This is a genomic window from Cyclobacterium xiamenense (genome assembly GCF_042140265.1).
Taxonomy (GTDB): Bacteria; Bacteroidota; Bacteroidia; order Cytophagales; family Cyclobacteriaceae; genus Cyclobacterium; species Cyclobacterium xiamenense_A.
The window spans coordinates 1,298,291-1,323,564 of record NZ_CP159481.1; the positions used below are offsets into that span (position 1 = coordinate 1,298,291).

The 25,274-nt window shown below is 47.8% G+C and carries 22 protein-coding genes and 1 pseudogene; 7 read left to right on the forward strand and 16 right to left on the reverse strand.

All coding sequences use genetic code 11. From position 1 onward, the window contains the following. Positions 1-93: 93 nt before the first annotated feature. Together rseP and ABWH99_RS05585 are read right to left on the reverse strand one after the other, a co-directional pair. Entirely contained in the window at positions 94-1,413 is a 1,320-nt protein-coding gene (gene rseP, locus ABWH99_RS05580) for an RIP metalloprotease RseP (protein ID WP_375585305.1), read from the reverse strand. A gap of 3 nt (positions 1,414-1,416) precedes the next feature. Then, positions 1,417-2,580, reverse strand: a complete 1,164-nt coding sequence (locus ABWH99_RS05585; protein WP_375585306.1) for a 1-deoxy-D-xylulose-5-phosphate reductoisomerase — start codon at positions 2,578-2,580, stop codon at positions 1,417-1,419. Positions 2,581-2,848: 268 nt separating this feature from the next. Between ABWH99_RS05585 and ABWH99_RS05590 the strand changes: the two genes are divergently transcribed. Further along, positions 2,849-4,315, forward strand: coding sequence for a S1C family serine protease (locus ABWH99_RS05590; RefSeq protein WP_375585307.1), 1,467 nt, complete (start codon positions 2,849-2,851; stop codon positions 4,313-4,315). Positions 4,316-4,330: 15 nt separating this feature from the next. Here ABWH99_RS05590 and ABWH99_RS05595 read toward each other — a convergent pair whose 3' ends face one another. From ABWH99_RS05595 to ABWH99_RS05620, 6 genes are all read right to left on the reverse strand, one after another. After that, the gene (locus ABWH99_RS05595) at positions 4,331-4,873 is read right to left on the reverse strand and encodes a flavin reductase family protein (RefSeq protein ID WP_375585308.1); all 543 of its coding nucleotides are present in this window, start codon (positions 4,871-4,873) and stop codon (positions 4,331-4,333) included. Between the two features lie 104 nt (positions 4,874-4,977). After that, positions 4,978-5,421 carry a hypothetical protein gene (locus ABWH99_RS05600; protein WP_375585309.1) on the reverse strand — a complete coding sequence of 148 codons (444 nt, stop codon included), beginning with the start codon at positions 5,419-5,421 and terminating at the stop codon, positions 4,978-4,980. Positions 5,422-5,478: 57 nt separating this feature from the next. Continuing rightward, positions 5,479-5,742 (reverse strand): hypothetical protein, encoded by a 264-nt coding sequence (locus ABWH99_RS05605; RefSeq protein WP_375585310.1) that lies wholly within the window; start codon positions 5,740-5,742, stop codon positions 5,479-5,481. Positions 5,743-5,824: 82 nt separating this feature from the next. After that, entirely contained in the window at positions 5,825-6,505 is a 681-nt protein-coding gene (locus ABWH99_RS05610) for an SDR family NAD(P)-dependent oxidoreductase (protein WP_375585311.1), read from the reverse strand. 153 nt (positions 6,506-6,658) lie between these two features. Further along, the gene (gene folE / locus ABWH99_RS05615) at positions 6,659-7,360 is read right to left on the reverse strand and encodes a GTP cyclohydrolase I FolE (protein ID WP_375585312.1); all 702 of its coding nucleotides are present in this window, start codon (positions 7,358-7,360) and stop codon (positions 6,659-6,661) included. Beyond that, positions 7,320-7,730: a 6-pyruvoyl tetrahydropterin synthase family protein gene (locus ABWH99_RS05620; protein ID WP_375585313.1), complete on the reverse strand. Its 411-nt coding sequence runs from the start codon at positions 7,728-7,730 to the stop codon at positions 7,320-7,322. Before ABWH99_RS05620 ends, folE begins: the two co-directional genes overlap by 41 nt. A gap of 320 nt (positions 7,731-8,050) precedes the next feature. Here ABWH99_RS05620 and ABWH99_RS05625 point away from each other — a divergent pair, with 320 nt between their 5' ends. Next, positions 8,051-8,773 carry a murein L,D-transpeptidase catalytic domain family protein gene (locus tag ABWH99_RS05625; RefSeq protein ID WP_375585314.1) on the forward strand — a complete coding sequence of 241 codons (723 nt, stop codon included), beginning with the start codon at positions 8,051-8,053 and terminating at the stop codon, positions 8,771-8,773. On the opposite strand, the gene ABWH99_RS05630 is transcribed toward ABWH99_RS05625, so the two are convergent. From ABWH99_RS05630 to ABWH99_RS05645, 4 genes are read right to left on the reverse strand one after another with little or no spacing between them, the layout of a single operon-like run. Beyond that, complete coding sequence (locus ABWH99_RS05630; RefSeq protein ID WP_375585315.1) at positions 8,756-10,465, reverse strand: murein L,D-transpeptidase; 1,710 nt, start codon at positions 10,463-10,465, stop codon at positions 8,756-8,758. The two genes, ABWH99_RS05625 and ABWH99_RS05630, sit on opposite strands and share 18 nt — an antisense overlap. Next, entirely contained in the window at positions 10,462-11,310 is an 849-nt protein-coding gene (kdsA, locus tag ABWH99_RS05635) for a 3-deoxy-8-phosphooctulonate synthase (RefSeq protein ID WP_375585316.1), read from the reverse strand. Before kdsA ends, ABWH99_RS05630 begins: the two co-directional genes overlap by 4 nt. Then, complete coding sequence (locus ABWH99_RS05640) at positions 11,303-11,884, reverse strand: KdsC family phosphatase (protein ID WP_375585317.1); 582 nt, start codon at positions 11,882-11,884, stop codon at positions 11,303-11,305. The genes kdsA and ABWH99_RS05640 overlap by 8 nt, the downstream gene beginning before the upstream one ends. Next, positions 11,884-13,425, reverse strand: a complete 1,542-nt coding sequence (locus ABWH99_RS05645; protein ID WP_375585318.1) for a GNAT family N-acetyltransferase — start codon at positions 13,423-13,425, stop codon at positions 11,884-11,886. Before ABWH99_RS05645 ends, ABWH99_RS05640 begins: the two co-directional genes overlap by 1 nt. A gap of 229 nt (positions 13,426-13,654) precedes the next feature. On the opposite strand from ABWH99_RS05645, the gene ABWH99_RS05650 reads away from it, so the two are divergent. The 5 genes from ABWH99_RS05650 (at position 13,655) to ABWH99_RS05670 (ending at position 20,406) form a co-directional block, all read left to right on the forward strand. After that, complete coding sequence (locus ABWH99_RS05650) at positions 13,655-14,560, forward strand: mechanosensitive ion channel family protein (RefSeq protein ID WP_375585319.1); 906 nt, start codon at positions 13,655-13,657, stop codon at positions 14,558-14,560. An 85-nt stretch (positions 14,561-14,645) separates the two neighbouring features. Beyond that, positions 14,646-15,590 carry a DUF6089 family protein gene (locus ABWH99_RS05655; RefSeq protein WP_375585320.1) on the forward strand — a complete coding sequence of 315 codons (945 nt, stop codon included), beginning with the start codon at positions 14,646-14,648 and terminating at the stop codon, positions 15,588-15,590. A 127-nt stretch (positions 15,591-15,717) separates the two neighbouring features. Continuing rightward, entirely contained in the window at positions 15,718-18,492 is a 2,775-nt protein-coding gene (gene leuS / locus ABWH99_RS05660; RefSeq protein WP_375585321.1) for a leucine--tRNA ligase, read from the forward strand. A 115-nt stretch (positions 18,493-18,607) separates the two neighbouring features. Then, positions 18,608-19,570 carry a Smr/MutS family protein gene (locus tag ABWH99_RS05665; protein ID WP_375585322.1) on the forward strand — a complete coding sequence of 321 codons (963 nt, stop codon included), beginning with the start codon at positions 18,608-18,610 and terminating at the stop codon, positions 19,568-19,570. Positions 19,571-19,572: 2 nt separating this feature from the next. After that, complete coding sequence (locus tag ABWH99_RS05670; RefSeq protein WP_375585323.1) at positions 19,573-20,406, forward strand: hypothetical protein; 834 nt, start codon at positions 19,573-19,575, stop codon at positions 20,404-20,406. Here the strand turns inward: ABWH99_RS05670 and ABWH99_RS05675 are convergent. The 4 genes and pseudogenes from ABWH99_RS05675 to ABWH99_RS05690 all read right to left on the reverse strand — a co-directional run bounded on the left by ABWH99_RS05675 (position 20,400) and on the right by ABWH99_RS05690 (position 25,237). Further along, complete coding sequence (locus ABWH99_RS05675) at positions 20,400-21,548, reverse strand: cystathionine gamma-synthase (protein ID WP_375585324.1); 1,149 nt, start codon at positions 21,546-21,548, stop codon at positions 20,400-20,402. The two genes, ABWH99_RS05670 and ABWH99_RS05675, sit on opposite strands and share 7 nt — an antisense overlap. 482 nt (positions 21,549-22,030) lie before the next feature. Continuing rightward, entirely contained in the window at positions 22,031-22,885 is an 855-nt protein-coding gene (locus ABWH99_RS05680) for a TraB/GumN family protein (RefSeq protein WP_375585325.1), read from the reverse strand. A gap of 23 nt (positions 22,886-22,908) precedes the next feature. Beyond that, complete coding sequence (locus tag ABWH99_RS05685; protein WP_375585326.1) at positions 22,909-23,640, reverse strand: RluA family pseudouridine synthase; 732 nt, start codon at positions 23,638-23,640, stop codon at positions 22,909-22,911. Between the two features lie 20 nt (positions 23,641-23,660). Beyond that, positions 23,661-25,237, reverse strand: a pseudogene (locus ABWH99_RS05690) (peptide chain release factor 3). Positions 25,238-25,274: the final 37 nt, after the last annotated feature.

A 25,274-nucleotide genomic window follows, 5' to 3' on the forward strand; every position in this document is an offset into this window, starting at 1 on the left:
CAAGTTACATTGCAGATCAAATTGTCAGGTATCCGTTGATCTGCGGGGTAACCTGGCCGGATCAATCGTAAGCGTTTTCCGGCAGGGCAGTTATCAGGTCCCGGTAAATAGCTTTAGGATATCGTTTCCAATCGCAAATACCATGATCGCAAGGAGCAAAACCATCCCAACTTTCTGAGCGTTTTCTAAAAAGCGGTCCGAAGGGCTCCGGCCGGAAACCATCTCGTACAATAAAAACATCACGTGCCCTCCATCCAATGCGGGGATTGGGAGAAGATTCATAAACGCCAGAATCATGGAGATCAGTCCGGTGATGGACCAAAACTTTGCCCAGTCCCAGGTGGATCCATAGATTTTTGCCATCCCTATCGGTCCGCTGACGTTCTTTGCCGATACTTCTCCGGTAAACATTTTCCCCATAGCCCGGGCATTGATGATGACCACACTAAAGGCGCGTTCGACTCCTATAGGAATTGACTGAGCAAATGAATAGGTCTTTTTCACCGGTTTCAGCAGGTTTTCTACAGCGATTCCGATGGTGCCCTGCTCGCTTACGGGCACCTGAGCGAGCAGCTCTTGCCGGTCGCGCTCCAGGGTAAGCTCCACTTCCTCTCCTTTATTCGCTTCCAATGCCGCCTGCAACTCATCAAAATAGTAGATCTCGGTATCATTTACCGCTAGAATCTTATCGCCAGCCTGCAAACCCGCATCTTTGGCTGTCCCATCGGGCAATATATCCAATACCGCAAAAGGAAACCGAATTTGGATGAAGTTTGATATGCTTTCTTCGTTGGAAAACGAATTGATAAACCCGCGGGGTATGGAAATCTTCATGCGCTCGCCATCCCGCTCAATGGTATAATAGCCGTCCGAACTAAGCAGCGCATCTCCGCTACTGATGTCATTTAACGACTCGTAGGGCATTCCATTGATGTCCAGAATTTTATCACCTTTTTGTAGGCCAATCTGCTCCCCGATATCGTATGCCACGATTCCATGCTCGATGACCTGGTCGCGGGAGTAATAGGTTTCCCCGTTGTTGTAAACCAAAAACACGAAGACCACGATACCCGCCACGACATTTACAATGATGCCGGCCAGCATGACAATCAATCGCTGCCAGGCAGGCTTGGACCGAAATTCCCAGGGTTGAGGTTCGGATGCCATCTGTTGGGCATCCAGCGATTCGTCCACCATCCCGGATATTTTTACAAAGCCACCCAGCGGAATGGCGCCGATCGAATACTCGGTCCCTTTCCATTGAAAGCCGGCAATTTTAGGAGGGAAGCCGATGGAAAACTTTTCGACCTTCATTCCGAAGAGTTTTGCTGCCAGCAAATGTCCCATTTCGTGCAGCCCTACCAAAATCGACAAGCCCAGTAGCAGTTGCGCTACCATTATTAATGTATCCATTCCTTAAATTCTACTGATTATTTCTTCTGATAATTTTCTCGTTTCTTCATCGGTTTGGATGAGATCATCCAAACTTGGCGTTTCAATAAAACCAATTTTGTCGACGGTCTGTTCGATCAGGTCCGACATTTGCAGAAACTTAATTCGATCCTGCAAAAATGCTGCCACTGCCACTTCGTTGGCAGCATTGAGCGAACAGGCGGTATTTCCGCCTTTTTCCAGCGCCATGTAGGCCAAAGCAAGGTTCTTGAAGGTACTTACATCTGCCTGCTCAAACTGAAGATTGGGGTAGTTTGCAAAGTCAAACCTTGGGAAAGACGATTTAATTCTATCGGGGAAGGACAACGCAAATTGTATAGGGATACGCATATCTGGTAATCCAAGTTGCGCTTTTATCGATCCATCTTCAAACTGTACCAGGGAGTGAACGATGGATTGGGGGTGTACAACGACCTCAATTTGGTCGGTTTTGAGCCCAAATAGCCATTTGGCTTCAATCACCTCCAGGCCTTTGTTCATCAGGGAAGCAGAATCAATTGTAATCTTGGCACCCATGTCCCAATTCGGATGCTTTAGCGCCTGTTCCTTGGTTACTCCTTCCAGAAATGCCCGATCTTTTCCCCGAAAGGGGCCTCCAGAGGCGGTAAGAATGATCTTTTCGATCGGGTTATGAAATTCTCCTACCAGGCACTGAAAGATGGCAGAGTGTTCCGAGTCCACCGGGTAGATGTTTACGGCTTTTTCTTTGGCCAGGCGGGTTACCAGATCACCTGCCACCACCATGGTTTCCTTATTTGCCAGGGCGATGGGCTTTCCTGCCGAAATCGCTTTTAGGGTAGGAATGAGTCCCGCGTAGCCTACCAAAGCCGTCAATACAATATCGATCGAATCCATTTCTACAATGGAAGCAATGGCCTCCTGCCCGGTATAAACTTTAATGGGCTGTGCAGCGAGTCTTTCCTTCACCTCCGGGTACCATTTTTCGTTTCCAATTACCACAGCATTGGGCTGAAATTCGATGGCTTGCTCGATGAGCAGCTCTTTGTTGTTTTGGGCAGTCAGTACTTCTGCCTGAAATTTTTCGGGATGTTGTTTGATGACCTCCAGGGCCTGGGTACCGATGCTTCCTGTGGAACCCAGGATGGCGACTCTTTTAATTGTAGACATGGGGTTGTTTTACTTTTGTCAAAAAGTATATTGCTTATCCAATTGGTTGCGACGGCAGCCTCTATTCAAACTACTGACAAATTTACAAGGGAAAAACAGTTTTCCCTGTTTTTTTTACGCTTTTTGAGGAATCTCTTTTTTTTGGCATAAAATTCGGAAGGGAAGACATGGGGTAGGGATTTCCGGCCATTCGTGCTGATTTATGGTAATATATCCGCCGAATTGGCGCGGATTTCCGTTTAATCCATTCAAAACCAATTGTGGAGTCATGCAAAAACACTATTTTGTTACCGCCATCATCGCTTTTTTTGGAGGAATCCTGGGTGCCTGGTCCTATGTCGGGCTGATACAAGAACTTCGCCCGGTCGTTCCGAGTGAGGAAATCGTTGAAAACCTGGGATATCGTACCTCTCGGGTGGAGGAAAATCGGGATACACCAGAGGAAGCGGCCGCTTACGATCCGGTGAGCGTCCCGGATTCCTTCGTAGAGGCGTCAGAGAAAAGCACCGGATCGGTGGTGTTCATAAAAAACTTTTCCGGACAGGATTCTCGCAGGTACAGTATTTTTGATTACTTCTTTGGACAAGGTGTACCTCAACAGACGGTGAGTACCGGATCGGGAGTGATTTTCTCTGAAGATGGATACATTATCACCAACAATCATGTAGTCGAACGCGCCGAGACCATCGAGGTTGTGCACAGGAAGCGAACCTACAAGGCCAGCCTCATCGGGTCCGATGCGAACACCGATATTGCCGTATTGAAAATTGAAGCCAGCGGGCTTCCTGCAATAAAAATCGGTAGCAGCCGCTCGCTTCAAATTGGCGAGTGGGTACTGGCCGTTGGTAACCCATTTAACCTCACCTCCACCGTAACTGCCGGAATTGTTTCAGCCAAAGAAAGGCAGATCAATATCATGGGAGGGGAATTTCCGTTGGAATCCTTTATCCAGACAGATGCCCCGATCAATCCGGGAAATTCCGGCGGCGCCCTGGTAAATGACAGGGGAGAACTGGTCGGAATCAATACGGCAATCCTGAGCCGCACAGGGTCCTACACCGGGTACGGCTTTGCTGTTCCCGTAGATATCGCAACCAAGATTGCCAACGATTTGATTGAGTTTGGCGAGGTTCAAAAAGCCATTCCCGGACTCGAAGTAAATGAAATAACGCCCGAATTAGCGGAAGACATGGGATTGAAGTCGCTGGATGGAGTGGTGGTTTCACATGTCATTCGAAGCGGTGCCGCGGAAAAGTCAGGAATGCAAATAAACGATGTTATCGTGGGAATTGATGGAAACCGCATTTCCGGAAAGGGTAGTTTTGAGGAGTCTTTGTCGTACTATTATCCCGGAGATAAAATAACGGTGGAATACCTGAGAGATAACGAGCTTCGAAAATCTGAGCTGACCCTCCAAAACCTACTCGGTGGGACAGGTGTAATAAAACGTTCGTTTTATTCCTCACCCTTGCTCGGGGCAAAACTTGAATCCATTAATGCAATCGAGATGGACCGGTTCAATCTGGAGTATGGAGTAAAAATATCAGCAATTACGAGGGGTTACCTGAGGGATCTGGGCCTTGGGGAAGGGTTTATCCTAACACGTATCAATGAAAACCCTGCGAACGATCCGGAAAAAGTTGGGAAATTCCTGGAAGACTATAGCGGCCGATTGGTACTTGAAGGACGAACGCCAAGTGGACAACCGTTTGTTCAATCCTACAGTATCCGCTAGCAAGCCATGGGACGGCTAGGGTTTCTCTTCGGAGGAGATCGTCCGTACGGGTTGTCCTGGCTTGGGGTAGGCCAAACGCGCCAATTTATGACCGAGGTGATACGCATCCAGACCGGATACAGTGACGGTACCCAGCGTTTGTAAATCGATAAATCCATCGTCTCCTAACGAATCTTCCTGCACGTACACGTGTTCGATGCTACCGATTACCAGTACCGTGTTGTTTACAGCAAGTGGTAATTGCTCCTCAAGGGTACAGCCCACCTGCAAGGGACTTCCTGCCACGTAAGGAGCCGCAAAGCCATCTTTATACTCTTCCCTGAGCCCGGTCGCTGCAAATTCGGAACTGGTCCAGCGGGCACCACAATGGTGCGCCTCTTTGTAAAAATGTTCCGTAACATGGTTAAGGGTAAAGACCCCACTACGAAGGATATTTTCCAGGGAATGGTGCTCGCCTGTGGGTGGTCGGAAGAGGATGCCAACCAGTGGCGGGTTGGCTCCGATATGAAACACTTGTGAGAAGGGAGCCAGGTTCGTTTTTCCGGTATCTTCGTTCATTGTACCGAGCAGATTCAAACTTTTGTATCCGCTCAAACAGTTTACAAAATCCCTTCGATAACTCTTTTCTAACTCCAGGATGTTTTTTTTTGAAAAATGCTTCATTACGTTAGAATGGCTTCTTCTATCGAATCGCAGTATTTGATATCCAGATTTTCGATAATGTTGCCCGGGTTGTTTTCGATTATTTGCTTTTTTGCGATCATAACCATTTTTTCAAACCATTTTTCAGCGGGTAGGATTTTCCTATGGACCGTAATCCCTTGGAAATACATCTCCTTTTTCCAATCCAAAAAGTACCACTCCATGCTGGGTTGATGGAAAGCGCGCAAAGCCCGTTTGTCAAAAATGAATTTATTAAAGGAACCGTCTTTCACCAGGGCGGATATTTTGTGAAAGGTATCCTTAAAATCTTCGATCGGTACGTAGTCTACCAACAATTCGCAAATGATTATTCCTCGGGATTCATCAACAAAAACCTTGGCATATCTCCCTTCGAAAGACAGGTCAAAGTTTTCCATCGCTGATTTGTTTAGGGTGTCGTTCATGGTAACCTTTGTTTACGTCAACTACCTGTTAATTTACGGAATACTTACCTAATTGATTCAGTGAAAAGAATTTTTTCTTTGTTTTTTCTCATTTTCTACTTCTTCCTTGAAACTTCCCAGGTCTTCTTCGAGCTTTATGGCATAATCAATAGTCGTTCTCATCAGTTCCTGTTGTGCCTCTATTTGTTCTTTTAACCGGGAGAGTTCGCGATTCATGTCAACGAGTTTCTCTTCGTACACTTTTCGCAATCGCTCTTTCTCCAGCTGAGCTTTTTTTAGCTCGGCTTTAAAGATCAAGAATGATTCAGGTGGGGTCCTCATACGTATGCTAATTTTATTCAGGGACAATACCCTTATCTACCTACACTTTGTTCAACGTAAATGTTGCAAAAATACAAACCTTTCACCGGATACTTGCCATTCCTCCGTCTATTTTCAACACCTGTCCGGTGATCCAGGAGGATTTATCGGACAGCAAAAATTCGATAGCGGCTGCCATGTCATCTACTGTACCAAAGCGGCCCAAAGGGTGTCGCTTCCCGGCTGCCTCTTTCTTTTCCGGCGTCGAAAGCAGGGCTTCGGCAAGGGGTGTATCGGTAAGTGAGGGCGCCAGGGCATTTACCCGGATGCCGTTGGAGGCCCACTCAGCCGCCAGGGAACGGGTCAAACCTTCTACTGCTCCTTTGGCTCCCGCAATAGAGGAATGGAATCCAAGGCCGGTTTGTACTGCCACCGTACTCACTAAAACCACCGAAGCAGCGGAGGCCTTTTTAAGTGGACGTTGTAGCGCTTGCAATACCTTTACGGCGCCCAGGTAATTAATTTCCAGGTCTTTTCTGAAATCATCCAGTCCGATTCGGTGAAAGGGTTTTAACAGGATGGTCCCGGGGCAATAAAGCAGCCCGTGAACGGTCTCTGGAATCCCCTCAATCTCTGTGAAATCGGAGGTTACATCTAGTTTTTGAATACCTTCCTGAGATCTGGAGTAGGTAAGCACATTTGCCTCTCGCTGTTGCAAAAGCTGCTTTACCTGCGCCCCAATCCCACTGTTTCCTCCAATTATCACTACATTTTTATCCTTCATAGCTATTTACTCCTTTACCTTATAATAATAAATAAATCGCCAAATTGTTTGTTTTTTGAAAGGGCTTTCAAAAAAATCTCCCACCAAAATCCTTGGTGGGAGATCGCCTGACCCGGGTTTAGAACCGCGCCGAAATACAGGAGTTAACGCCGATTACCGGGGAAGCTCCAGGTATTTCAAAAACTCGTTTCTCTTTTGCGAAGATTGTTCAAACTGTCCGCTATAAAAAGCAGTGACGGTACTACTGCTGGTGTCTCGAACACCCCTGCTGGATACACACATGTGATCGGCATCCAGTATCACCGCCACGTCCTCCGTACCCAATGCCGCTTTTAACTCGTTGCCGATTTGAACCGTCAACCGTTCCTGTACCTGCGGTCGCTTCGCATAATACTGAACGATGCGGTTGATTTTGGACAAGCCGATGACGTGACCGTTAGAAATGTAGGCAACATGGGCTTTCCCGTAGATGGGTACAAAATGGTGCTCGCAATGAGAATAAAAGGTAATGTCTTTTTCGACCAACATTTCGTTGTAACGAAACTTATTTTCAAAAAGCTTAGCGTCTGGCTTATTTTTCGGGTCCAGTCCACTAAAAACCTCTTTTACAAACATTTTGGCAACGCGCCGTGGCGTTCCCTTCAAACTATCGTCTGTCAGATCCAGACCCAAAATGTACATGATTTCCTTAAAATGCTTCTCTATCAGCTCCATTTTCAGGTCGTCATCCATTTCAAATGCGTCCTCCCGGAGAGGGGTGTCGTGTGAGGAGGCAAGATGCTCGTCTCCTAATTCTTCTATGGTCTGATTGAGATCAATTCCCGCTGAATTCAACAAAGTTTCTTTCTGTTTCATATAATCGAACTGTTAAGTCGTATTTTTTTTCAATTTTATTCCTCAAAATATTCCAAATAACCACAGCAATGTTTTCCGCAGTTGGGTTAAGATTTTTAAATTCATCTGTATCCAGGTTTAGGTTTTTGTGATCAAATTTATCGGTGACATGCGTTCGCATTAAATCTTTAAGTAGCTTCATGTCGTATACGTATCCGGTGTCCGGGTCAACCGGGCCTGTGATCTTCACGATTAAATCGTAGTTGTGTCCGTGGTAATGGGGGTTGTTGCATTTTCCAAAAACTTCCCTGTTTTTCTCCTCCGACCAGGCCGGGTTGTGCAAGCGGTGGGCGGCATTGAAATGTTCCTTTCGGTAGACTGATAATTTCATAGATTCTCTAACCGGATAATCCTTTCATTTGTTTACTTTATTTCTGTAAAAACTCAACAAAACCTTACGGGAAGCACGCTTTTACCAGAGGACCAGACTTGCAGCGGTGGGCCTAGGGCTCACTTTTGCTGAGTCATTTCCAAGCCAAAGAACAAGTAAATAAGCCGGTTCGGTTCAAAATAAAACAAATAATCAGCCAATGGGAAGAAAAATAAAAAAATGAATCGGAATTAAATTATTTTTCAAGCAATGCTGTTACCATCTATAGGTAGTTGGCCCTGGTGTTGCCCTTGTACCTATGGAAATTTTAGTGAATTTGAATGAAAAATGTAATCGTTTCTTTGTTTTTGATCGCCAGTCCGGTCCTTTCTTTCGGTGATGCGCATCTCTCGCACACAAAAATAAATGCCGTTGAGCCCCTGAACAGCTCGGTTTGGGAACCAGCGATCGAATTGTCCGAAAGCATTTGGGAGAATATTCGACAGGATGCGGGCTTTCTCAGGAAAGAAGTTTTGCAAAGGGCCGTGAAGGGCTACCGTCTATTGGCCGAAACAGGGAAAATGATCGAAGGAAAACCCCTCACCCTAATTGATTTCGACCTTCCATCCACGGAAAAGAGGTTATGGATCATTGATATGGAAACCAAAACGCTGCGGCATGTTTCCCTGGTGGCTCATGGCCGGAATTCCGGGGACCTGCATGCAACCAGCTTTTCCAATGTGCCCGAAAGTTACATGAGTAGCCTGGGATTTTACCTGACCGGAGAAAAATACATGGGTAAGCACGGCGTATCCCTTCGCCTGGACGGGTTGGAAAAAGGAATTAACGATAAAGCCAGGGATCGCGCCATCGTCATCCACCCTGCAGATTATGCAACCGAAGCGTTTCTTGAGAGTTACGGACGCTTGGGAAGAAGTTTGGGTTGTCCCGCCCTTCCTCCTGAACATGTCGAAGAGGTGATTGAATTGATTCAAGACCAAAGTTGCCTGTATATTCATGCCGATCAGTCCCATTACCACGAAAAATCAGTTTTCGCTTCCTGACCGGTTTTCCAGTAGCGGTCGGCGCATCCGTTTTAAAAGTTCAGCATCTCGGTTATAAATATCCTTGCGTATGTTTTCCCGGCGGTTTGAATCCGTCCAGCAGGTCAGGTAAAGGATAATGACCGGGATTTTTCTGTTTAATTGCACCAGCTGCTCTTGGTTTTGCTGCATGGCGCTTCGAATGCGTTCATCGGTCCATAGCGGTTGATCGTTTAACAAGAGTTGGGCTAACTCATAGGGTTTTTGGATGCGGATGCATCCGGAACTGAGCGCCCGGTCTTCCCGGTAGAACAATTCCTTTGAAGGGGTATCGTGAATGTACACGTCGTATTCATTGGGAAACATGAACTTGACCGACCCCAGAGGATTGGATGGTCCGGGCTCTTGTCGGATAAGGTAGGGAAAGTCAGGTCCCGATATTTTTTCCCAGTTGATGGTATGGGGATCGATTGTGTTTCCGGAATGGTCCAGGACCCGCATGTTTTTCTCGGCCAGGTATGCGCTGTTTTTTCGTACCGACGGTAGCACGTCGTTTTTCAAAATGGTCGGAGGGATGGTCCAGGTGGGGCTGAAGACCAGGTAACTCATGGCTGCATTAAAAACCGGAGTCTTCCGATAGGATTTCCCAACAATGGCGTTGGAGTGTAGCAGGGTGTCCTGCTTGCTAATGAAATCCATGGAATATCCAGCAATATTTACCAAAATGAACTCTTGAAGCGTGGTGTCCGGGAGCCAGCGAAGACGTTCCATATTTACCGCCAGCTTTTCCATCAGGGTTTCGGAATTGTGATTGAGTGCTTCAAGCGTAGCCCTTCCAATAGCCCCATCTGCCTGGAGTCCGTTTCTTTGTTGGAAGCTTACCACTCCCATTGCGAGTGTACGGTCATACAGGTCTTCATCATCTGGGGCTATTGAATAGACGTTCAGGTCTTGCCATAAAATTAACCTTTCGCGGATAAAAGGAACGATCGGATTCCTTTCACCGATTTCCAGCGGCTTGTCGTTGGTGGAAAGCGGCTGATTTTGATCGGGGTATCGCTTGGCCAATTCTGCGTACTTCTTCATGGATGCACGCATTCGGTCGTAGACGGGAAATTTTGGGCGGAGGCTATGTAATTCTTCCCGTACCTTTTTGGTAGCAAGGGCACGGTTCAATTTCTCCAATACCCGCGGTTCGTCTCGCTTGGTTTGTATGTTCCAGATGCCGTTCAGGTGTTCGGGATGTATTTTCCCATGGTGGAGATGATGAGCAAAGCTAACAAATGCATCGCTAAGGAGAACATCGAGCAGCGCGAGTTCCCCCGCTGAAAGAAGTCCGGTTTCAAAAAATCGGTTCATGAGCATATTGACAGCGGCAAGGTGGTAATCTTCCGGTAGCAAACCGTCAATCCCGGCAAGGCGTATCAATTGCCTCAATTCCATTGCCTCACAGGTTGGCTGCTGCCCGGAAGACCAGGCGGGTTCAAAGGCCCGTTCGGAGTAAAATGTCAGCAAATGAGATTTGCCATGTAGGGGAGCGTGTGAAAAACCGGGATGGGTTTGTGATGCGTCTCGCTCAAGAAGAAAGCGAATTTCCTGGGCGACGGGGGAAGTTTTGGACAAAGCGGAGCCCCCTGCGAGTAGCAGCAGACTTCCCGTCATGCCGGAAATCAGGTAGAACAGGAAATATCGCAAACTACAGCAGGGACTCATACCAAAGGAAAATTTCGGTAACGATTTCCGATTTTCCAGGCTTCTTTGATCATGCCGAGGAAGGCATCCATGGTTCCGAGAGGGATCATGTTCGGCCCGTCGCTCAGGGCCTTTGAGGGTTCTGGATGGGTTTCAATAAAAAAACCGTCCACTCCAGCCGCTGCCGCCGCCCGGGCAAGGTAGGGGGCCATTTGTCGCTGTCCCCCGCTGCTGCCCTGATTGGCCCCCGGTTGCTGAACGCTGTGCGTGACATCGAAAACTACGGGAGCAAATTGACGCATGATGGGAAGTGCGCGCATGTCTACTACCAGGTTGTGATAGCCCAGGGAAAACCCCCTTTCGGTCAGGCATACATTGGGGTTACCGGTAGACCGTATTTTATCCACAGCGAACTGCATGTCTTCCGGGGCCATGAATTGGCCGCGTTTAATTTTGATGGCTTTACCGGATTTTCCGGCGGCAAGTAAAAGGTCCGTTTGCCTGCATAGAAAAGCCGGTATCTGTATCACGTCCACCACTGCGGCGACGGCTTCTACTTGGTAGCTTTCGTGAACATCTGTTACCAGAGGAAGCTGGAGCGCTTCTCCTACTTCCTGCAGCACGTTTAGGGATCGCTCGAATCCAATCCCCCGAAATGAACTTCCGGAGGTGCGGTTGGCCTTATCAAAAGAGGCTTTAAACACATAGTCAAATCCATGTTTTTGTGCCTGGGTTTTGACTGTGCTACCAATTTCGAGGCAGATCTCCTTGCTTTCCACAGCACAGGGGCCAGAAAACAACACTGGCCTGTCCGCTCCCAGTATCAGGGATTCGCCTATGCGCATGGTATGGGTAGGTTCACTCATCGTTCGTTGGGTTTGTACCGACAGCACCCGCAGCGGATCTTCCGTAAAGGAGATCGGGAAGTTTGCCTTGCGCGTACAAAATCAGGTCTGCAACTTCGCGGAAGACCCCTTTTCCTCCCTGTTTTTTGCAGACGTAGTGTACGTTATCCAAAATATACGGCATGGCATCCGAGGGGGCAGCCGAAAAACCCACCCGCCGAAGCAGGTCCAGGTCAATTAAATCGTCTCCAATATAGGCCACCTCCGCCGTTTGGATTCCTTTTTCGGATAGAATCTCCGACAGCGCTCCCCATTTGTCTTTCAGTCCGTGTCGGTGAAAGTCCACATTCATTTGCTCACACCTTTTTTTGGATACGGCCACATCCCGGCCGGAAAGCACGCCCACCTGGATTTTTGCCTCCCGCAAGTAGTGGAGTATTTGGCCGTCTTTTACCTGAAACGACTTGTATTCCATGCCGTTGTCATCCAGGATGATGCTTCCGTCTGTCAGTACGCCATCCAGGTCTGTTACCAGTACGCGGATGGGTTTTGCGAGTTCCAGGAGCTCATGTGAAATATGACTGAAATACTGCATTATCGTTTGTTTTTCCACTGTATGGAGTACAAATCCAGTCGTCGTTGCGCCAGATTTCGCACGCTTCCCGCTTTTCGTAGTTTTGTTAACAAATCCAGATCCACATCTGCCACGATGGTGGTTTCGGTATTGAGAGAGGCTTCCGCGATAATGGCATCGTGGGGAAACGAGAAGTCGGAGGGCGAGTAGATGGCAGCCTGTGAATGCTGGATGTCCATGTTTTCTACTCTGGGGAGATTTCCTACCGAGCCGGTGATTGCCACGTAACACTCGTTTTCGATGGCCCGGGATTTAGCACAGGTACTTACCCGAAGGTAGGCATTTTTTGTATCTGTCCAAAAGGGAACAAACAGGATATCCATTTCTTTTTCGGCCAGAATTCGGCTTAGCTCCGGAAATTCCACGTCGTAACAAATCAATATACCCACTTTTCCGGCATCGGTATCAAACACTTTGATGCCGTTCCCTCCCTGCAAGCCCCAGTAGGATTGTTCGTCCGGGGTAATGTGCAATTTGTACTGCTTGTCCATGGTCCCGTCTCTTCTGCAGAGATAGCTTACGTTTCGGAGTTTTTTCCCATCGTATTCCGGCATGCTGCCCGCGATGATGTTGACATTGTACGAGAGTGCCAGGTCGCGCATGCGGTTGACGATTTCTTCGGTATAGTCTGCCAGGTTTCGGATGGCTTCGGAAGCATCCATTTTATTAAACTCTGCCAACAAGGGGGCGTTGAAAAACTCCGGAAACAGGCAGAAATCCGATTTGTAATCAGAGACCGTATCGACGAAGAATTCGACCTGCTGCATGAGATCGTCTACGTCTGTAAACCGCCTCATTTTCCATTGGACCAGACCGAGTCGCACGATGGTTTTTTTATTGCCAATCAGCTTTTCGTCCTTTTCGTAATAAATGTTAATCCATTCCAAAAGGGTAGCATAGGCCCTGGAATCGGTGTCTTCGGGAAGGTACTTGGTAATTACTTTCCGAACGTGAAATTCGTTCGCCAACTGAAAAGACAAAACCGGGTCAAAGATTTCTTTGTTTTTTACCAGTTCGATGTATTTTCGGGGAGACATCTGATCTGCGTATTTGCTATAGCCGGGAATTCGTCCCCCCGCAATGATGGAGCGTAAATTCAGGTTTTCACAAAGTTCTTTTCTGGCATCGTAGAGCCTTCTGCCGAGCCTGAGGCCACGGTATTCTTTGTCCACAAACACATCGGTACCGTACAAGGTGTCCCCTTCTTCATCGTGCGTATCAAACTTTCCATAGCCAGTGATTTGGTCGTAGCTGTGGTTATCCCCGTATTTGGAATAGTCCACAATGAGACTAAGGGCCACAGCAACGACTTTACCATTGTCTTCCAGGCAGATCTGTCCTTCAGGAAAAGCATTTAGTTGATTTTTAAATTCTTCCTTCGTCCAGGTCATGCCCTGCGTCTTGTAAGCCGAAACCATGATTTCCCGGATATCATTGAAATCGGAATGTTTGATGTTTCTGAGTTTTAGACGATGTTCAAGTTCTTCTTTTTGCTTGCTCATACCATTAATTTAATCACAAATTTACCTAAATTGGTGGCTATTGGTGTAGGTGTCGATGGAATTTATCCCGGTTTTTTTCAGCAAAAAAGGTACCGAAACGCGGGACGAACCTACATCTTTGTCGGGTACGAGTGGCCTTTGAAGGCGAAAAAACAAGTGGGTTGGTTTCCTGTCCGACGTTTTTCTGGCGGCAGGGTTGGGTAGCCATATAGATGTAATCGGAGCACACATGAACGAAATTATAGAGGATATCAAAAACGGAGATTTTTGGGCTTTTTTGGAGCATTTTGATGAGTTTTGGAATTTTAAACTTTTGATGCTTGGCGAAACGAGGCTGACGGTTGGGTTGTTCATCGGGCTGACCCTATCCATCGTCTTCCTGTTCATCATCGCGGAAATTACCCGGAAGTTTTTAGCAAACAAGGTGTTGATTCGGTACAATCTGGACGTGGGTATCCGGCAGTCGATCGCCACCATTTTCAAATATGTATTGGTAATTTTTGGTCTGGTGACCATCCTTCAAAACAGCAATGTGGATTTGAGCGCCCTGGGGATACTTGCTGGAGCCATTGGGGTTGGCATCGGTTTTGGTCTGCAGAACATTACCAATAATTTCATCAGCGGACTGATCATTCTCGTTGAGCGGCCCATCAAGGTGGGAGATCGAATTGAGGTGGACGATGTATACGGAGATGTGATTAAGATATCGGCGAGGTCCACCATGGTACTTACCAATGACAACATCTCCATCATCCTCCCCAACAGTCAATTCATCGACAATCCCGTCATTAATTGGTCGCATAACGATCGGAATATCCGATTTAATATTCCCGTCGGCGTTGCTTACAAAGAGGATCCGGAGAAAATCAAGCGTATCCTGCTGGAGGTAGTAAAAGTCAATCCGGGCGTACTCAGTTATCCCGAACCGGACGTGCTTTTTGAACAGTACAATGACAGCAGTATCGATTTTAACCTTAGGGTTTGGACTTCCGAGTATATCAACAAACCCAAAGTGTTGAAAAGCCAACTTTACTACGCGATTTTCGCCAAATTCAGGGAAGAAATGGTAGAAATTCCCTTTCCACAACGGGACCTTCACATTCGTTCCGGAATGGATAAATTTACCACCTCCTAGTTCTTTTTTATTTTATGCATTTCCTTTATCTTTAAGCGCTTAATGGTCCGTTGGTTAAATGAGGGGAGTCAGGCCTGTATGATTTATGAAGAGATTTTTATTTTTTTTGGTATGCTTCTCAGTTGCTTTTTCAGAGGGGAGTTTTTCTCAAAGCATGTATCGCTTTCGATTTGAAGAACCCTGGTCGTTTTCACTTCAAGCAGGACCTTCCCAGTATTTTGGAGATCTGTATGCCCTTTGGCAATACAGCGAAGGGATACAGCCCGATTACAACGCCGGAATCAGCGCCCGGTATACCTTTGGAACCAATCTCAAGGCGAGGGCCGATGTAAGCTATTACCAGATTTCCGGGCAGGACGTGAACGCGGACCCTCGCAGTGGACGGATTCCAAGAGATCTGAATTTCCGCGCCAGAAACTGGGAGGCAGCCTTTTTGGTAGAGTATTACTACAAGCCGGTGAAGGTGTACAACATTACCCGTGAATTTATCAATCCCTACCTGTTTTTTGGCATTGGGGCTACTACGAATGATCCGACGGCCTGGTACAGGGATCAATGGGTGGATTTGCGCCCCTTGCGCACCGAAAATGAACGGTATTCGGACCTGGTCATGGTTTTCCCAATGGGCCTCGGCCTGAAATACAAGGTCAACGTGTACATGGATTTTTTTATCGAAGGAAATTACCGGTTTACACTTTCCGACTACCTGGACGATGTCAGTACGTTCAATATTTCGGGGTATTACGAAGAATTGATTGCTGATTACGTGTCCGGTGAAAATCCGGATCGGTTGCGTCTCTCGGTCAGGCAGCCCGGCTACCTGCTTCCCAATGGCGAACCCAATGTGGACCTGATCCGGAATCGTAGAGGAGCACCGCGGAGAGGCAGTGGGGATTCCCGACTCGACGAACCGGGTGCCAGATACGATGGCTATTTTACGTTGAATGTTGGTGCAGAGATTTATTTTTCACAGGACATCTGGGACAACTGGATCTTCAGACACAGAGGAAGAGGATTTAGGTTCTGGTAACCTTTCCCCGGGTAGCTTGCCATCAATAGCGTTCATTTTCTTTATCCAGCAGTGTTTTCGAAACGAATACGGATATTTTTTATAATTTTGAAATTGAATCTAACAAAAAAACTGACCCAAACAGCAAATGTCTGAGTATAATTTTCGCGCCATAGAAAAGAAATGGCAGGATTGGTGGGAGCAAAGTGGCATTTTCCATGCGGCCCCGGACCCGGGTAAACCCAAATTTTATTCCCTGGACATGTTCCCCTATCCCTCCGGAGCGGGGCTGCATGTGGGGCACCCGCTGGGGTACATTGCTTCCGATATCGTGACGCGCTACAAGCGACTCAAAGGATACAATGTGTTGCATCCCATGGGTTACGATTCCTTTGGGCTGCCAGCGGAGCAATATGCCATTCAGACTGGTCAACACCCGGCCATTACCACAGAGGAAAATATCAGGCGCTACACGGAACAGCTAAAAAATATCGGGTTTGCCTTCGATTGGGAAAAAGAGGTGCGCACCTCTGACCCGGGATACTACCGCTGGACCCAGTGGATTTTCATGCAACTTTTTGATAGCTATTACGATTTGGATGCCGACAAGGCTTTACCCGTTTCCCACCTGGTTTCGCTTTTCGAAAAAGAAGGAAGCCAGGGTGTACGGGCAGTGTGTGACGAAGACACACGGCCGTTCAGTGCCCAGGATTGGAGCGGATTTACCGAATCCGAGAGACAGCGGCGCCTGCTGCAGTACCGGCTGACTTTTCTGGCGGAAACCACCGTCAACTGGTGTCCTGCACTGGGAACGGTGCTGTCAAACGACGAGGTAAAGGACGGGTTTTCCGAAAGGGGAGGCCATCCGGTAGAACGAAAACGAATGATGCAGTGGAGCATGCGTATCACCGCCTATGCGGAACGCCTGCTGCAAGGACTGGATGCGCTGGATTGGCCAGAGCCGGTAAAGGAAATGCAACGAAATTGGATCGGCCGGTCGGTAGGGGCAGAGATGGTATTTCCGATTGAAGGTATGGAGGAAACGATTAAGGTGTTTACCACCCGAATTGACACCATCTTCGGGGTGACCTACCTGGCCCTGGCTCCCGAACACGAGCTGGTGGAACAATTGATCACGGAAGATCAGCGGGAGGAAGCACAGGAATACGTGGCGCAGGCTAAAAACCGATCCGAGAGGGATAGGATGACCGATGTAAAAACCATTTCGGGAGCATTTACAGGTAGCTATGCTACCAATCCTTTTAACGGCGAACGGATTCCCATCTGGATTGCTGATTACGTGCTTGCGGGCTATGGGACCGGAGCGGTTATGGCAGTACCTGCACACGACGAGCGTGACTATAATTTTGCCCGGTATTTTAACCTGGAAATACGACAGGTAATCGAGGGGAGCATGGAAAACGGATCTTTTCCCGGCAAGGGAGGTACCCTGATTCATTCCGGGTTTATCTCGGGAATGGCGATGCAGGAGGCAATGGACAAGGCGATTGCCTTTCTTGAAGAAAAAGGAATTGGAAAGGGCAAAATCCAATACAAAATGCGCGACGCGATTTTTACGCGACAACGCTACTGGGGCGAACCCTTGCCCGTTTACTTTAAAGACGGGCTTCCCTACCTCATGGACGAGAAGGATTTGCCGCTCCGTTTGCCGGAGGTGGACAAATACCTGCCCACAGCGGCCGGCGCGCCCCCGCTGGGAAGGGCAAAAAATTGGTCCTATACCACTTCTGAGGGAAGCTATCCGCTGGAAATGAGTACCATGCCTGGCTGGGCAGGTTCAAGTTGGTATTTCTTTCGGTACATGGATCCAACCAATGAAAAGGAATTTGTGAACAAGGATGCGGCGGCCTATTGGGGCGCCGTAGATCTGTACATTGGGGGCGCCGAACACGCCACGGGGCACCTGCTTTATTCCCGTTTTTGGACCAAATTCCTCTTTGACAGGGGCTTGGTGCCGATAGAAGAGCCGTTCAGCAAAATGATCAATCAGGGCATGATTCAGGGTCGGTCCAATTTTGTCTACAGAAAAAAAGGAAGCAATACCTTTGTTAGCCACGGATTGATCGACAAGTACGAGGTCATTCCCATGCATGTAGAGGTAGGATTGGTTCACAACGATCGGCTGGATACGGATGCCTTTAGAAATTGGCGGCCCGATCTGGCGGACGCAACGTTTATTCTCGAAGAAGGCACGTATTTTTGTGGGGCAGAGGTGGAAAAAATGTCCAAATCCAAATACAATGTAGTCAACCCGGACGATGTGATTGAGCAATATGGGGCCGATACGCTCCGTCTGTACGAAATGTTTCTGGGCCCGTTGGAACAGTTTAAACCCTGGAATACCAACGGCATCGACGGCGTGTTTAAGTTCCTTAAAAAGTTGTGGAGGCTTTTTTACGATGCAAAAGGAAACTGGCAGGTTTCGGACCAAATGCCGGAGTTGGCGGCCCTGAAAATCTTGCATAAGACCATCCGCAAGGTGGAGGAGGACATTGAGCGCCACTCCTTCAACACATCGGTCTCGTCTTTCATGATTTGTGTCAACGAGTTATCGGCATTGAAGTGCCACCATCGAGCCGTGTTGGAGCCCTTCCTGGTCATTCTCTCACCCTATGCCCCACACATTGCAGAAGAGCTCTGGGAGCGACTGGGGCACGATCGATCCATCCTTGAACAACGTTTCCCGGTGGCTGAGGACAAGTACCTGGTAGAAGCCAGCCACGAGTACCCGGTGTCCATTAATGGGAAAATGCGGGTGAAACTAAGTTTACCTAGTGATCTATCCCGGGAGGAAATCGAGAAAGCTGCCCTGGCACACGAGGACCTCCAAAAGTGGATCGAAGGAAAGACCCCGAAGAAAGTCATCGTAGTTCCAGGTAAAATCGTTAACATCGTCATTTAACGAAGAAAGTCTTCCTACGGGGATTTTCTGTACCATCCTTTTCGATTTTCGCGTTTTTCGACAGGGAATGCAGGAGAATCGTGTTTTTCCCCTTTCTATTTGGTAAATTTAGCACATGAATATTGGGGATAGAGTACGGTTGCTACACGGTAAGGAAGAAGGAATCATTACCCGACTTTCCTCTGGAGGCCAGGTAGAAATTGAAATTGAGGATGGCTTCCGAATTCCGGTATTAAAATCAGAGGTCGTCGTCATTGATTCGGCCGAAAAAGCCTATTTTGATCCACCATCCGGAGCAAGGGACATTATTGGCGAAACCAGGCAGAAGCCCCTGGTGGGCGAAAAAAAAGAAGGTGTGTTCCTGGCATATGTTCCTTACAACGATCAGGTACACGATGTAATTTTGATCAATACTACCCGACGGGAAGTGCTGTATTCCCTGGACGAAATTCAGGGCGAGGCCTCAAAGAATCTGGATGCCGGAACCATTCATTCAAATGCTCACAAAAAAGTAGCTGAAAAAATGATCCGGGACTTTGAGCAGTGGCCCACGTTGAAACTATTGATGGTGCCGCTCAATAAAAAGTTAGATGCGATCCAAACACCCATTGAAAAGCGGTTGAAGTTTAAAGCCAGCTCTTTTTTCAAGCAAAAAGGGAAAGCCCCGTTGATTGATAAAGAGGCGTATTTCTTCCAGTTGAACGAACACGAAACACCATTGGATGTACGTAAACTCAACGAAGCGCTGAACCCGCAAGATAGCGCGGCGTATTCGATAAAAAAGATCAGTCGCCCGGCAGCGTCGATTGATTTGCACATTGAAAAACTCACCGATAGTCACGATTTGATGAGTAACGGCGAAATGTTACAGCTACAGCTGGAAGTGTTTGAGCGGAAGCTGGGTGATGCCGTTGCAACCGGCATGGATGAAATTACCTTTATTCACGGCATAGGAAATGGGGTGTTGCGAAAAGAAATTCACCGTTACCTCAGTCAAATGAACGGGATAAAATATTTTAAGGACAGCCAGAAGACAAATTTTGGCTACGGAGCTACCACCGTAAAAATTCATGACTAGCAATGGAATCGACCCTACCGTTGATTATGCAGGTTTTTGACAGGCATTTTGATGCCGGCAAATCGGTATTTCGCGAGCTTTCGAAAAAGATCAAGTCACGTAAGGCGCTGGAATTGTACGAGGAGTTATTTTTCTTTCAGGTATTCCTTCAGGTGCTGGAAAAAGTTCATTTTTCCAATACGCACGAGGTAAGCCGGATATTTTCTCCTTTTCGGGCACTTTACAAAAATTTACGCAAGGTGCAGCACGTTCGGATGATTACAGATGGCTTCGATGCGTATCTGGCCAAAAACTCCCTGGATTATACCGACTACGAAAAACAATTGGCGCAAAATAAAAAAGAGCTATACGGGCAGGTTTACGAAATCATTCTTTCCGTCCAACTAAAGGACTGGGAATCGCTCTACACAGAAGTGAGGCATTTTTCTGAGGGGATGACTGTTTTGAACATCAATACGGCGATCACGCAGCTTATCAATGAAGAGATCGACTTTTTTTATTTTGGGACGAAATCAAGGCTGGATCCACAAACCATTCATGAAATCGCCGAAGGCCTGAAGAAGGTCACTGTCCTCGAGAAAATACGCTTAAGCATCGGATTGAATAGCATCTTCACCGATAAAGTACACGAACAAACCTCAGAACTAGCGCAAGAGATGGGGTCCTGGCACCGAAACCAGCTGCTTCTGCAGCACTTGGGGAGCTACCTGGGGGAAAAGGAGCGCGTAAGCAAAAAATACCAGTCGGCACTTACCCAAATCCAGAAGGATCACCTGCGCATGACGCAAAATATCACAGACAGGTGCAAGCTATTGTTCACCAAAATGCTTCACTGATAAGAATCCAATGCCTGCGCAAGGTCTTGTTTCAGGTCTTCTGCATCTTCAATACCGACACTTAGCCGGATTAATGAATCGGAAAGACCGACTTTTTCACGTTCTTCCCGGGGGATACTGGCATGGGTCATGGTAGCCGGGTGTCCGCAGAGGGATTCAACCCCTCCAAGGGATTCGGCTAAAACGAATACCTTAAAACTCTCAAGCACACGAATGGCATCAGGTAAGCGGTTGTTTTTTAACGTGAATGAAATCATTCCTCCAAAATCCCGCATTTGTTTTTTTGCGATGGCATGGTTGGGATGATCTTCAAATCCGGGCCAATACACCTTTTCGATTTTGGGATGGTTTTTTAGGTAGGCTGCGATGGTTTTTCCATTTTGGCTATGGCGTTCCATCCGCAGGTGGAGGGTCTTGATGCCCCGCAACACCAGAAAACAGTCTTGCGGCCCTGGAACGGCGCCACAAGAATTTTGGATGAACGCCAATTTCTCCGCAAGGTCGGCGTCTTTAACCACGATGGCCCCCATGATCACATCCGAATGTCCCGCCAGGTACTTGGTGACCGAATGCATGACCAGATCGGCTCCTTCGTCCAGGGGGTTTTGTAGAAAGGGGGTGGCGAAAGTATTGTCCACACCCAGCCATACGCCGTACTCCTTTGATAATGCAGCCAAGGCCCCGATATCCACGATATTCATCATGGGATTGGTGGGCGTTTCGGCCCAAATCAATTTGGTGTTTTCGTTGATTAGCGACCGTACTTCATCCGGTTTTTGCATGTTCACAAAATGGAAGCGGATGCCATAATTAGCGAAAATTTTCGTAAAGATACGGTAGGTTCCCCCGTACAGGTCGTTGGTGCTTATGACTTCGTCGCCGGGCTTTAGTAGCTTAAGAATCGCATCAATTGCCGCCATGCCCGAGGCAAAGGCCAAGCCGGCTGACCCATTTTCCAGGGCGGCAAGGTTTTTTTCGAGGACTAACCGTGTGGGGTTGTGAGTTCTGGAATATTCGAAACCCTGGTTTTTTCCAGGGGATTGCTGTACGTACGTAGATGTTTGAAAGATTGGGGTCATTATGGCCCCGGTGCTTGGATCTGGATGGATGCCTGCATGGATGACTTTGGTTCCAAATTTCATAGGTAACGGATCATTATTCAAGGGAATGCACCTTCATACTCATCCCCGTATTCGGTAAGGTCTGAATTCGTTGAATTAAAATTGGGATTATTTTTAGCTCGGCCCAAAGATGAATAAAAAAGCGCCTATTTTCAAGCATTTAGTAGTTATCTATCGCAGAAATCCGTTAGCGGCACTCGCCTTTCTGCCTGCCCTGACTTGTGTCGGTTCGACTCCAGAGGTAAACGCTCCATGCACGGAAAAATGCTCAGATGGGCGGGTTGGATTTTTATTAAAATCAGACCGGAGACTTCGGGTTGTAATTTCCCAGGGGGCTTTGTGCATCGAATCGGGTAGTGATGGGTAAGCACTGCCTTGCTCACCGAGGGTGTTGCGACGTGCCGGTCTGGCCTTTCCTGGTTCAGGCTACCGGCAAGCAACATCCGATAGGCCCGAAGCTCCCGACCCGAGACCCGAAGCTCCCTGTCAGGGTCCTAGTACTATTACAGGTAGATGCGTTCCAGGAGGAATCCTTCATTTTTGAGTAATCGGATCAGTCCTCTTTCCCCCGCCAAATGGCCGGCACCGACCGCAAAAAACATGGCTCCTTTTCCCATCAACTCCGTCATCGGCCCTATCCAGCTTTCATTTCGCTGATCCACCAGTATTTCCTGGTATGCCCGGTATTCGGGGCTTTCGCCGACCAGTTGTAGCAGGCGGGAAATGTCCTCTGACCGGTAGCTGTCAATCAATTCTCCAAATTCCAGCTTTCCTTTTTCCATGTCTTCGGTGTAGGTGAAAAAGCTTCGGTACTGCTCCGCTAGCGGGATTCGGTCAAAAAATGACAATTGCTTTTCAACGGATTCCAGTCCCAGTACGGGCGTCTCTTTTTCTCCGGCAAGTTGCAGGAGTTCCTTTTCAAAAGCGACGGTTTCGCACTCGAGAAGGTTGGGGTAAATCAAAGACATGAGCACCATGGGTCGCATCTCCTGCATCCTATCCAGATCCATACCGGTTCGTTCCAGTAAAAAGCTTCTGATTTTTTGGTATTCCTTTACGGAAAGGAAATCGGTAATCTTTTCCCCATTTTCGTTGTACATATTTGCCATCACTTCCCCGTACAGTTCCGGATCGTCCAGATCAATCTCCATGACCAGTGCCTCTGCCTGCACCAATCGCTGCTGTATTTGCTTGCTCAGGCGAAAATCGTCTTTGCACATCAAGTGAATGGTACCAAATAAATACGAGGCAGCCGGTAGGCCCTTTCCCGATATTTTCCAAAACACGCCTTCGGTCTGACCGGTAACAGAAAGAGTTACCAATAAAAAACACATGCTTGCAGCCAATCTCCTTACCATAGTTGTTTGTGTTTGAAGCGGTATTAGCCACTAAATGTCTGATCCAAATGCCGGTTGCTCGACTTTGTCTGCTCAAACTCCAAAAATTGCTCCCAAAACGGCTCCTCGGGAAGTGCGGCGCGAAGAAAGAGTTTTTCCTTCTTCACCGGGTGCACAAATACCAAATGAAAGGCATGAAGATTGATGCTACCGTCAGGATTCGCTTTGGAAAACCCGTATTTCAGATCGCCTCGGATCGGACAGCCGATGGCGGACAGCTGTACGCGCAGCTGATGCGGCCTACCGGTTTGGGGCCGAAGTTCCACCAACCAGTGGTCGTTGAGTTTGCCCATCCGTTTGTAATGGAGCTCCGATTTTTTTGATTCCGGGACCTCCTTATCGTAGCTTTTTGAGGTGTTTTTCTCAGCATCTTTTACCAGCCAGTGGGTTAATTTCCCCAGCTCTTCCGGTGGTTTTCGCTTCACGATGGCCCAATACACCTTGTGCACCTCCCGCTTACGGAAAAGCGCCGTCATTCGTTCCAGGGACTTGGAGGTTCGGGCAAAAACCACAATGCCGCTCACGGGTCGGTCCAGCCGGTGCACGGGGTGCAGAAAGACAGCGCCCGGCTTGGCGTATTTTTTGGCGATGTAATCTTTGCAATAATCCGTGAGGGTTTTATCTCCGGTCTTGTCTCCCTGTACCAATATCCCCGAGGATTTATTGACTACCAGCAGGTGGTTGTCTTCATAGATTACGTTAAAAGCTTTCTTCATTCGATCGGTCTTTAGGGTAATTATTCGGATGTGGTGTGAAACTCGATGTCCGGAAAGTTGTCCTGCACCATCTGTAGCCACGCCTTGCTTTCCGCCATGAATACCAATTTCCCATCTTTGTCCCGGGCGATGTGCCGCTGTTTGGACCGGACAAATTCCTCCAGTTTCTTTTTGTCCTTGCTTCGAATCCAACATGCTTTGTACAAATTCATGGGAACAAAGTCAGCGGTGGCATTGTATTCATTTTTAAGGCGGAACTGTATGACCTCGAATTGCAATTGCCCCACGGTGCCCACTACTTTTCGGGACCCAATCTCAAAGGTAAACAATTGAGCGACACCTTCTTCCATTAATTGCTGGAGTCCTTTGTCCAATTGTTTGGTTTTCATCGCATCTTTATTGACCACCTCCCGAAAAATTTCCGGAGAGAAGCTAGGGATTCCTTTGAATTGCAACTGTTCCCCATCCGTGATGCTGTCCCCGATTTTGAGGTTTCCTGTATCGTAAAGTCCTACGATATCTCCGGGATAAGCTTCTTCGATGATTTCTTTGTCCTGGGCCATGAAGGAGGTAACGTTTGAAAAACGCAAGGCCTTGGTGCCTCTTACGTGATTATAAGGTTTGTTGCGTTCAAATTTTCCGGAACAGATTCTAAGGAAAGCAATGCGGTTGCGGTGCTTGGGATCCATGTTGGCATGAATCTTAAAGATAAAACCACTGAATGCATCCTCCTCGGGTAGTACCTCCCGTTCCTCGGTCATTCGGCTTTTGGGGCCCGGGGCAATCTTGATGAAGGTATCCAGCATTTCCTGTACGCCAAAGTTATTGACCGCCGATCCGAAAAAAACCGGAGCAACCTTTCCTTCCAGGTACTCTTTGGGATCGAAGTCCGGGTAGACTCCCTCGATTAATTCCACGTCTTCCCGCAGCTGCCCGGCCAGGCCGGGGCCAATGATTTCGTCCAATTGACCGGAATTCAGATCATCAATGGTGAGGCGATCATCGCTCACTTTTCGCTGGCTTGGGGTGAAAAGGTTCAATTGCCGGTCGTACAGGTTGTACACGCCCTTGAAGGATTTCCCCATGGAAATCGGCCAGGACAGCGGACGAACCTGTATTGCTAGTTTCTGCTCCACTTCATCCAACAAATCGTAGGGATCCGGCCCTCCCGGTCCATTTTGTTGATGAAGCATATAACAGGGGTGTTGCGCATGCGACAGACCTCCATTAGTTTTTCGGTTTGAATCTCTACGCCTTTTACACAATCGATGACCATGATTACGGAGTCAACCGCTGTCAGTGTACGGTAGGTGTCTTCCGCAAAATCCTGGTGGCCCGGGGTATCCAGAAGGTTGATTTTCTGGCCTTTGTATTCAAACCCCATGACCGAAGTGGCAACGGATATACCCCGTTGTTTTTCGATTTCCATCCAGTCGGATTTGGTGGCCGTATCAATTTTATTTGATTTTACGGCACCCGCAGTCTTTATCGCTCCACCAAAAAGAAGCATCTTTTCGGTCAGGGTGGTTTTACCGGCATCCGGGTGAGCGATGATACCAAAGGTCTTTCTTTTTGAAATCTCTTGACTTAAATCCATGGAGCGTAGGTGTTTTCAGCCTGCAAAGGTACGGAAA

Excerpts from the sequence above, each read along its gene's own strand:
- rseP (WP_375585305.1), bottom strand. The coding sequence starts at position 1,413 with ATGGATACATTAATAATGGTAGCGCAACTGCTACTGGGCTTGTCGATT.
- ABWH99_RS05585 (WP_375585306.1), bottom strand. The coding sequence starts at position 2,580 with ATGTCTACAATTAAAAGAGTCGCCATCCTGGGTTCCACAGGAAGCATC.
- ABWH99_RS05590 (WP_375585307.1), top strand. The coding sequence starts at position 2,849 with ATGCAAAAACACTATTTTGTTACCGCCATCATCGCTTTTTTTGGAGGA.
- ABWH99_RS05595 (WP_375585308.1), bottom strand. The coding sequence starts at position 4,873 with ATGAACGAAGATACCGGAAAAACGAACCTGGCTCCCTTCTCACAAGTG.
- ABWH99_RS05600 (WP_375585309.1), bottom strand. The coding sequence starts at position 5,421 with ATGAACGACACCCTAAACAAATCAGCGATGGAAAACTTTGACCTGTCT.
- ABWH99_RS05605 (WP_375585310.1), bottom strand. The coding sequence starts at position 5,742 with ATGAGGACCCCACCTGAATCATTCTTGATCTTTAAAGCCGAGCTAAAA.
- ABWH99_RS05610 (WP_375585311.1), bottom strand. The coding sequence starts at position 6,505 with ATGAAGGATAAAAATGTAGTGATAATTGGAGGAAACAGTGGGATTGGG.
- folE (WP_375585312.1), bottom strand. The coding sequence starts at position 7,360 with ATGAAACAGAAAGAAACTTTGTTGAATTCAGCGGGAATTGATCTCAAT.
- ABWH99_RS05620 (WP_375585313.1), bottom strand. The coding sequence starts at position 7,730 with ATGAAATTATCAGTCTACCGAAAGGAACATTTCAATGCCGCCCACCGC.
- ABWH99_RS05625 (WP_375585314.1), top strand. The coding sequence starts at position 8,051 with ATGAAAAATGTAATCGTTTCTTTGTTTTTGATCGCCAGTCCGGTCCTT.
- ABWH99_RS05630 (WP_375585315.1), bottom strand. The coding sequence starts at position 10,465 with ATGAGTCCCTGCTGTAGTTTGCGATATTTCCTGTTCTACCTGATTTCC.
- kdsA (WP_375585316.1), bottom strand. The coding sequence starts at position 11,310 with ATGAGTGAACCTACCCATACCATGCGCATAGGCGAATCCCTGATACTG.
- ABWH99_RS05640 (WP_375585317.1), bottom strand. The coding sequence starts at position 11,884 with ATGCAGTATTTCAGTCATATTTCACATGAGCTCCTGGAACTCGCAAAA.
- ABWH99_RS05645 (WP_375585318.1), bottom strand. The coding sequence starts at position 13,425 with ATGAGCAAGCAAAAAGAAGAACTTGAACATCGTCTAAAACTCAGAAAC.
- ABWH99_RS05650 (WP_375585319.1), top strand. The coding sequence starts at position 13,655 with ATGAACGAAATTATAGAGGATATCAAAAACGGAGATTTTTGGGCTTTT.
- ABWH99_RS05655 (WP_375585320.1), top strand. The coding sequence starts at position 14,646 with ATGAAGAGATTTTTATTTTTTTTGGTATGCTTCTCAGTTGCTTTTTCA.
- leuS (WP_375585321.1), top strand. The coding sequence starts at position 15,718 with ATGTCTGAGTATAATTTTCGCGCCATAGAAAAGAAATGGCAGGATTGG.
- ABWH99_RS05665 (WP_375585322.1), top strand. The coding sequence starts at position 18,608 with ATGAATATTGGGGATAGAGTACGGTTGCTACACGGTAAGGAAGAAGGA.
- ABWH99_RS05670 (WP_375585323.1), top strand. The coding sequence starts at position 19,573 with ATGGAATCGACCCTACCGTTGATTATGCAGGTTTTTGACAGGCATTTT.
- ABWH99_RS05675 (WP_375585324.1), bottom strand. The coding sequence starts at position 21,548 with ATGAAATTTGGAACCAAAGTCATCCATGCAGGCATCCATCCAGATCCA.
- ABWH99_RS05680 (WP_375585325.1), bottom strand. The coding sequence starts at position 22,885 with ATGGTAAGGAGATTGGCTGCAAGCATGTGTTTTTTATTGGTAACTCTT.
- ABWH99_RS05685 (WP_375585326.1), bottom strand. The coding sequence starts at position 23,640 with ATGAAGAAAGCTTTTAACGTAATCTATGAAGACAACCACCTGCTGGTA.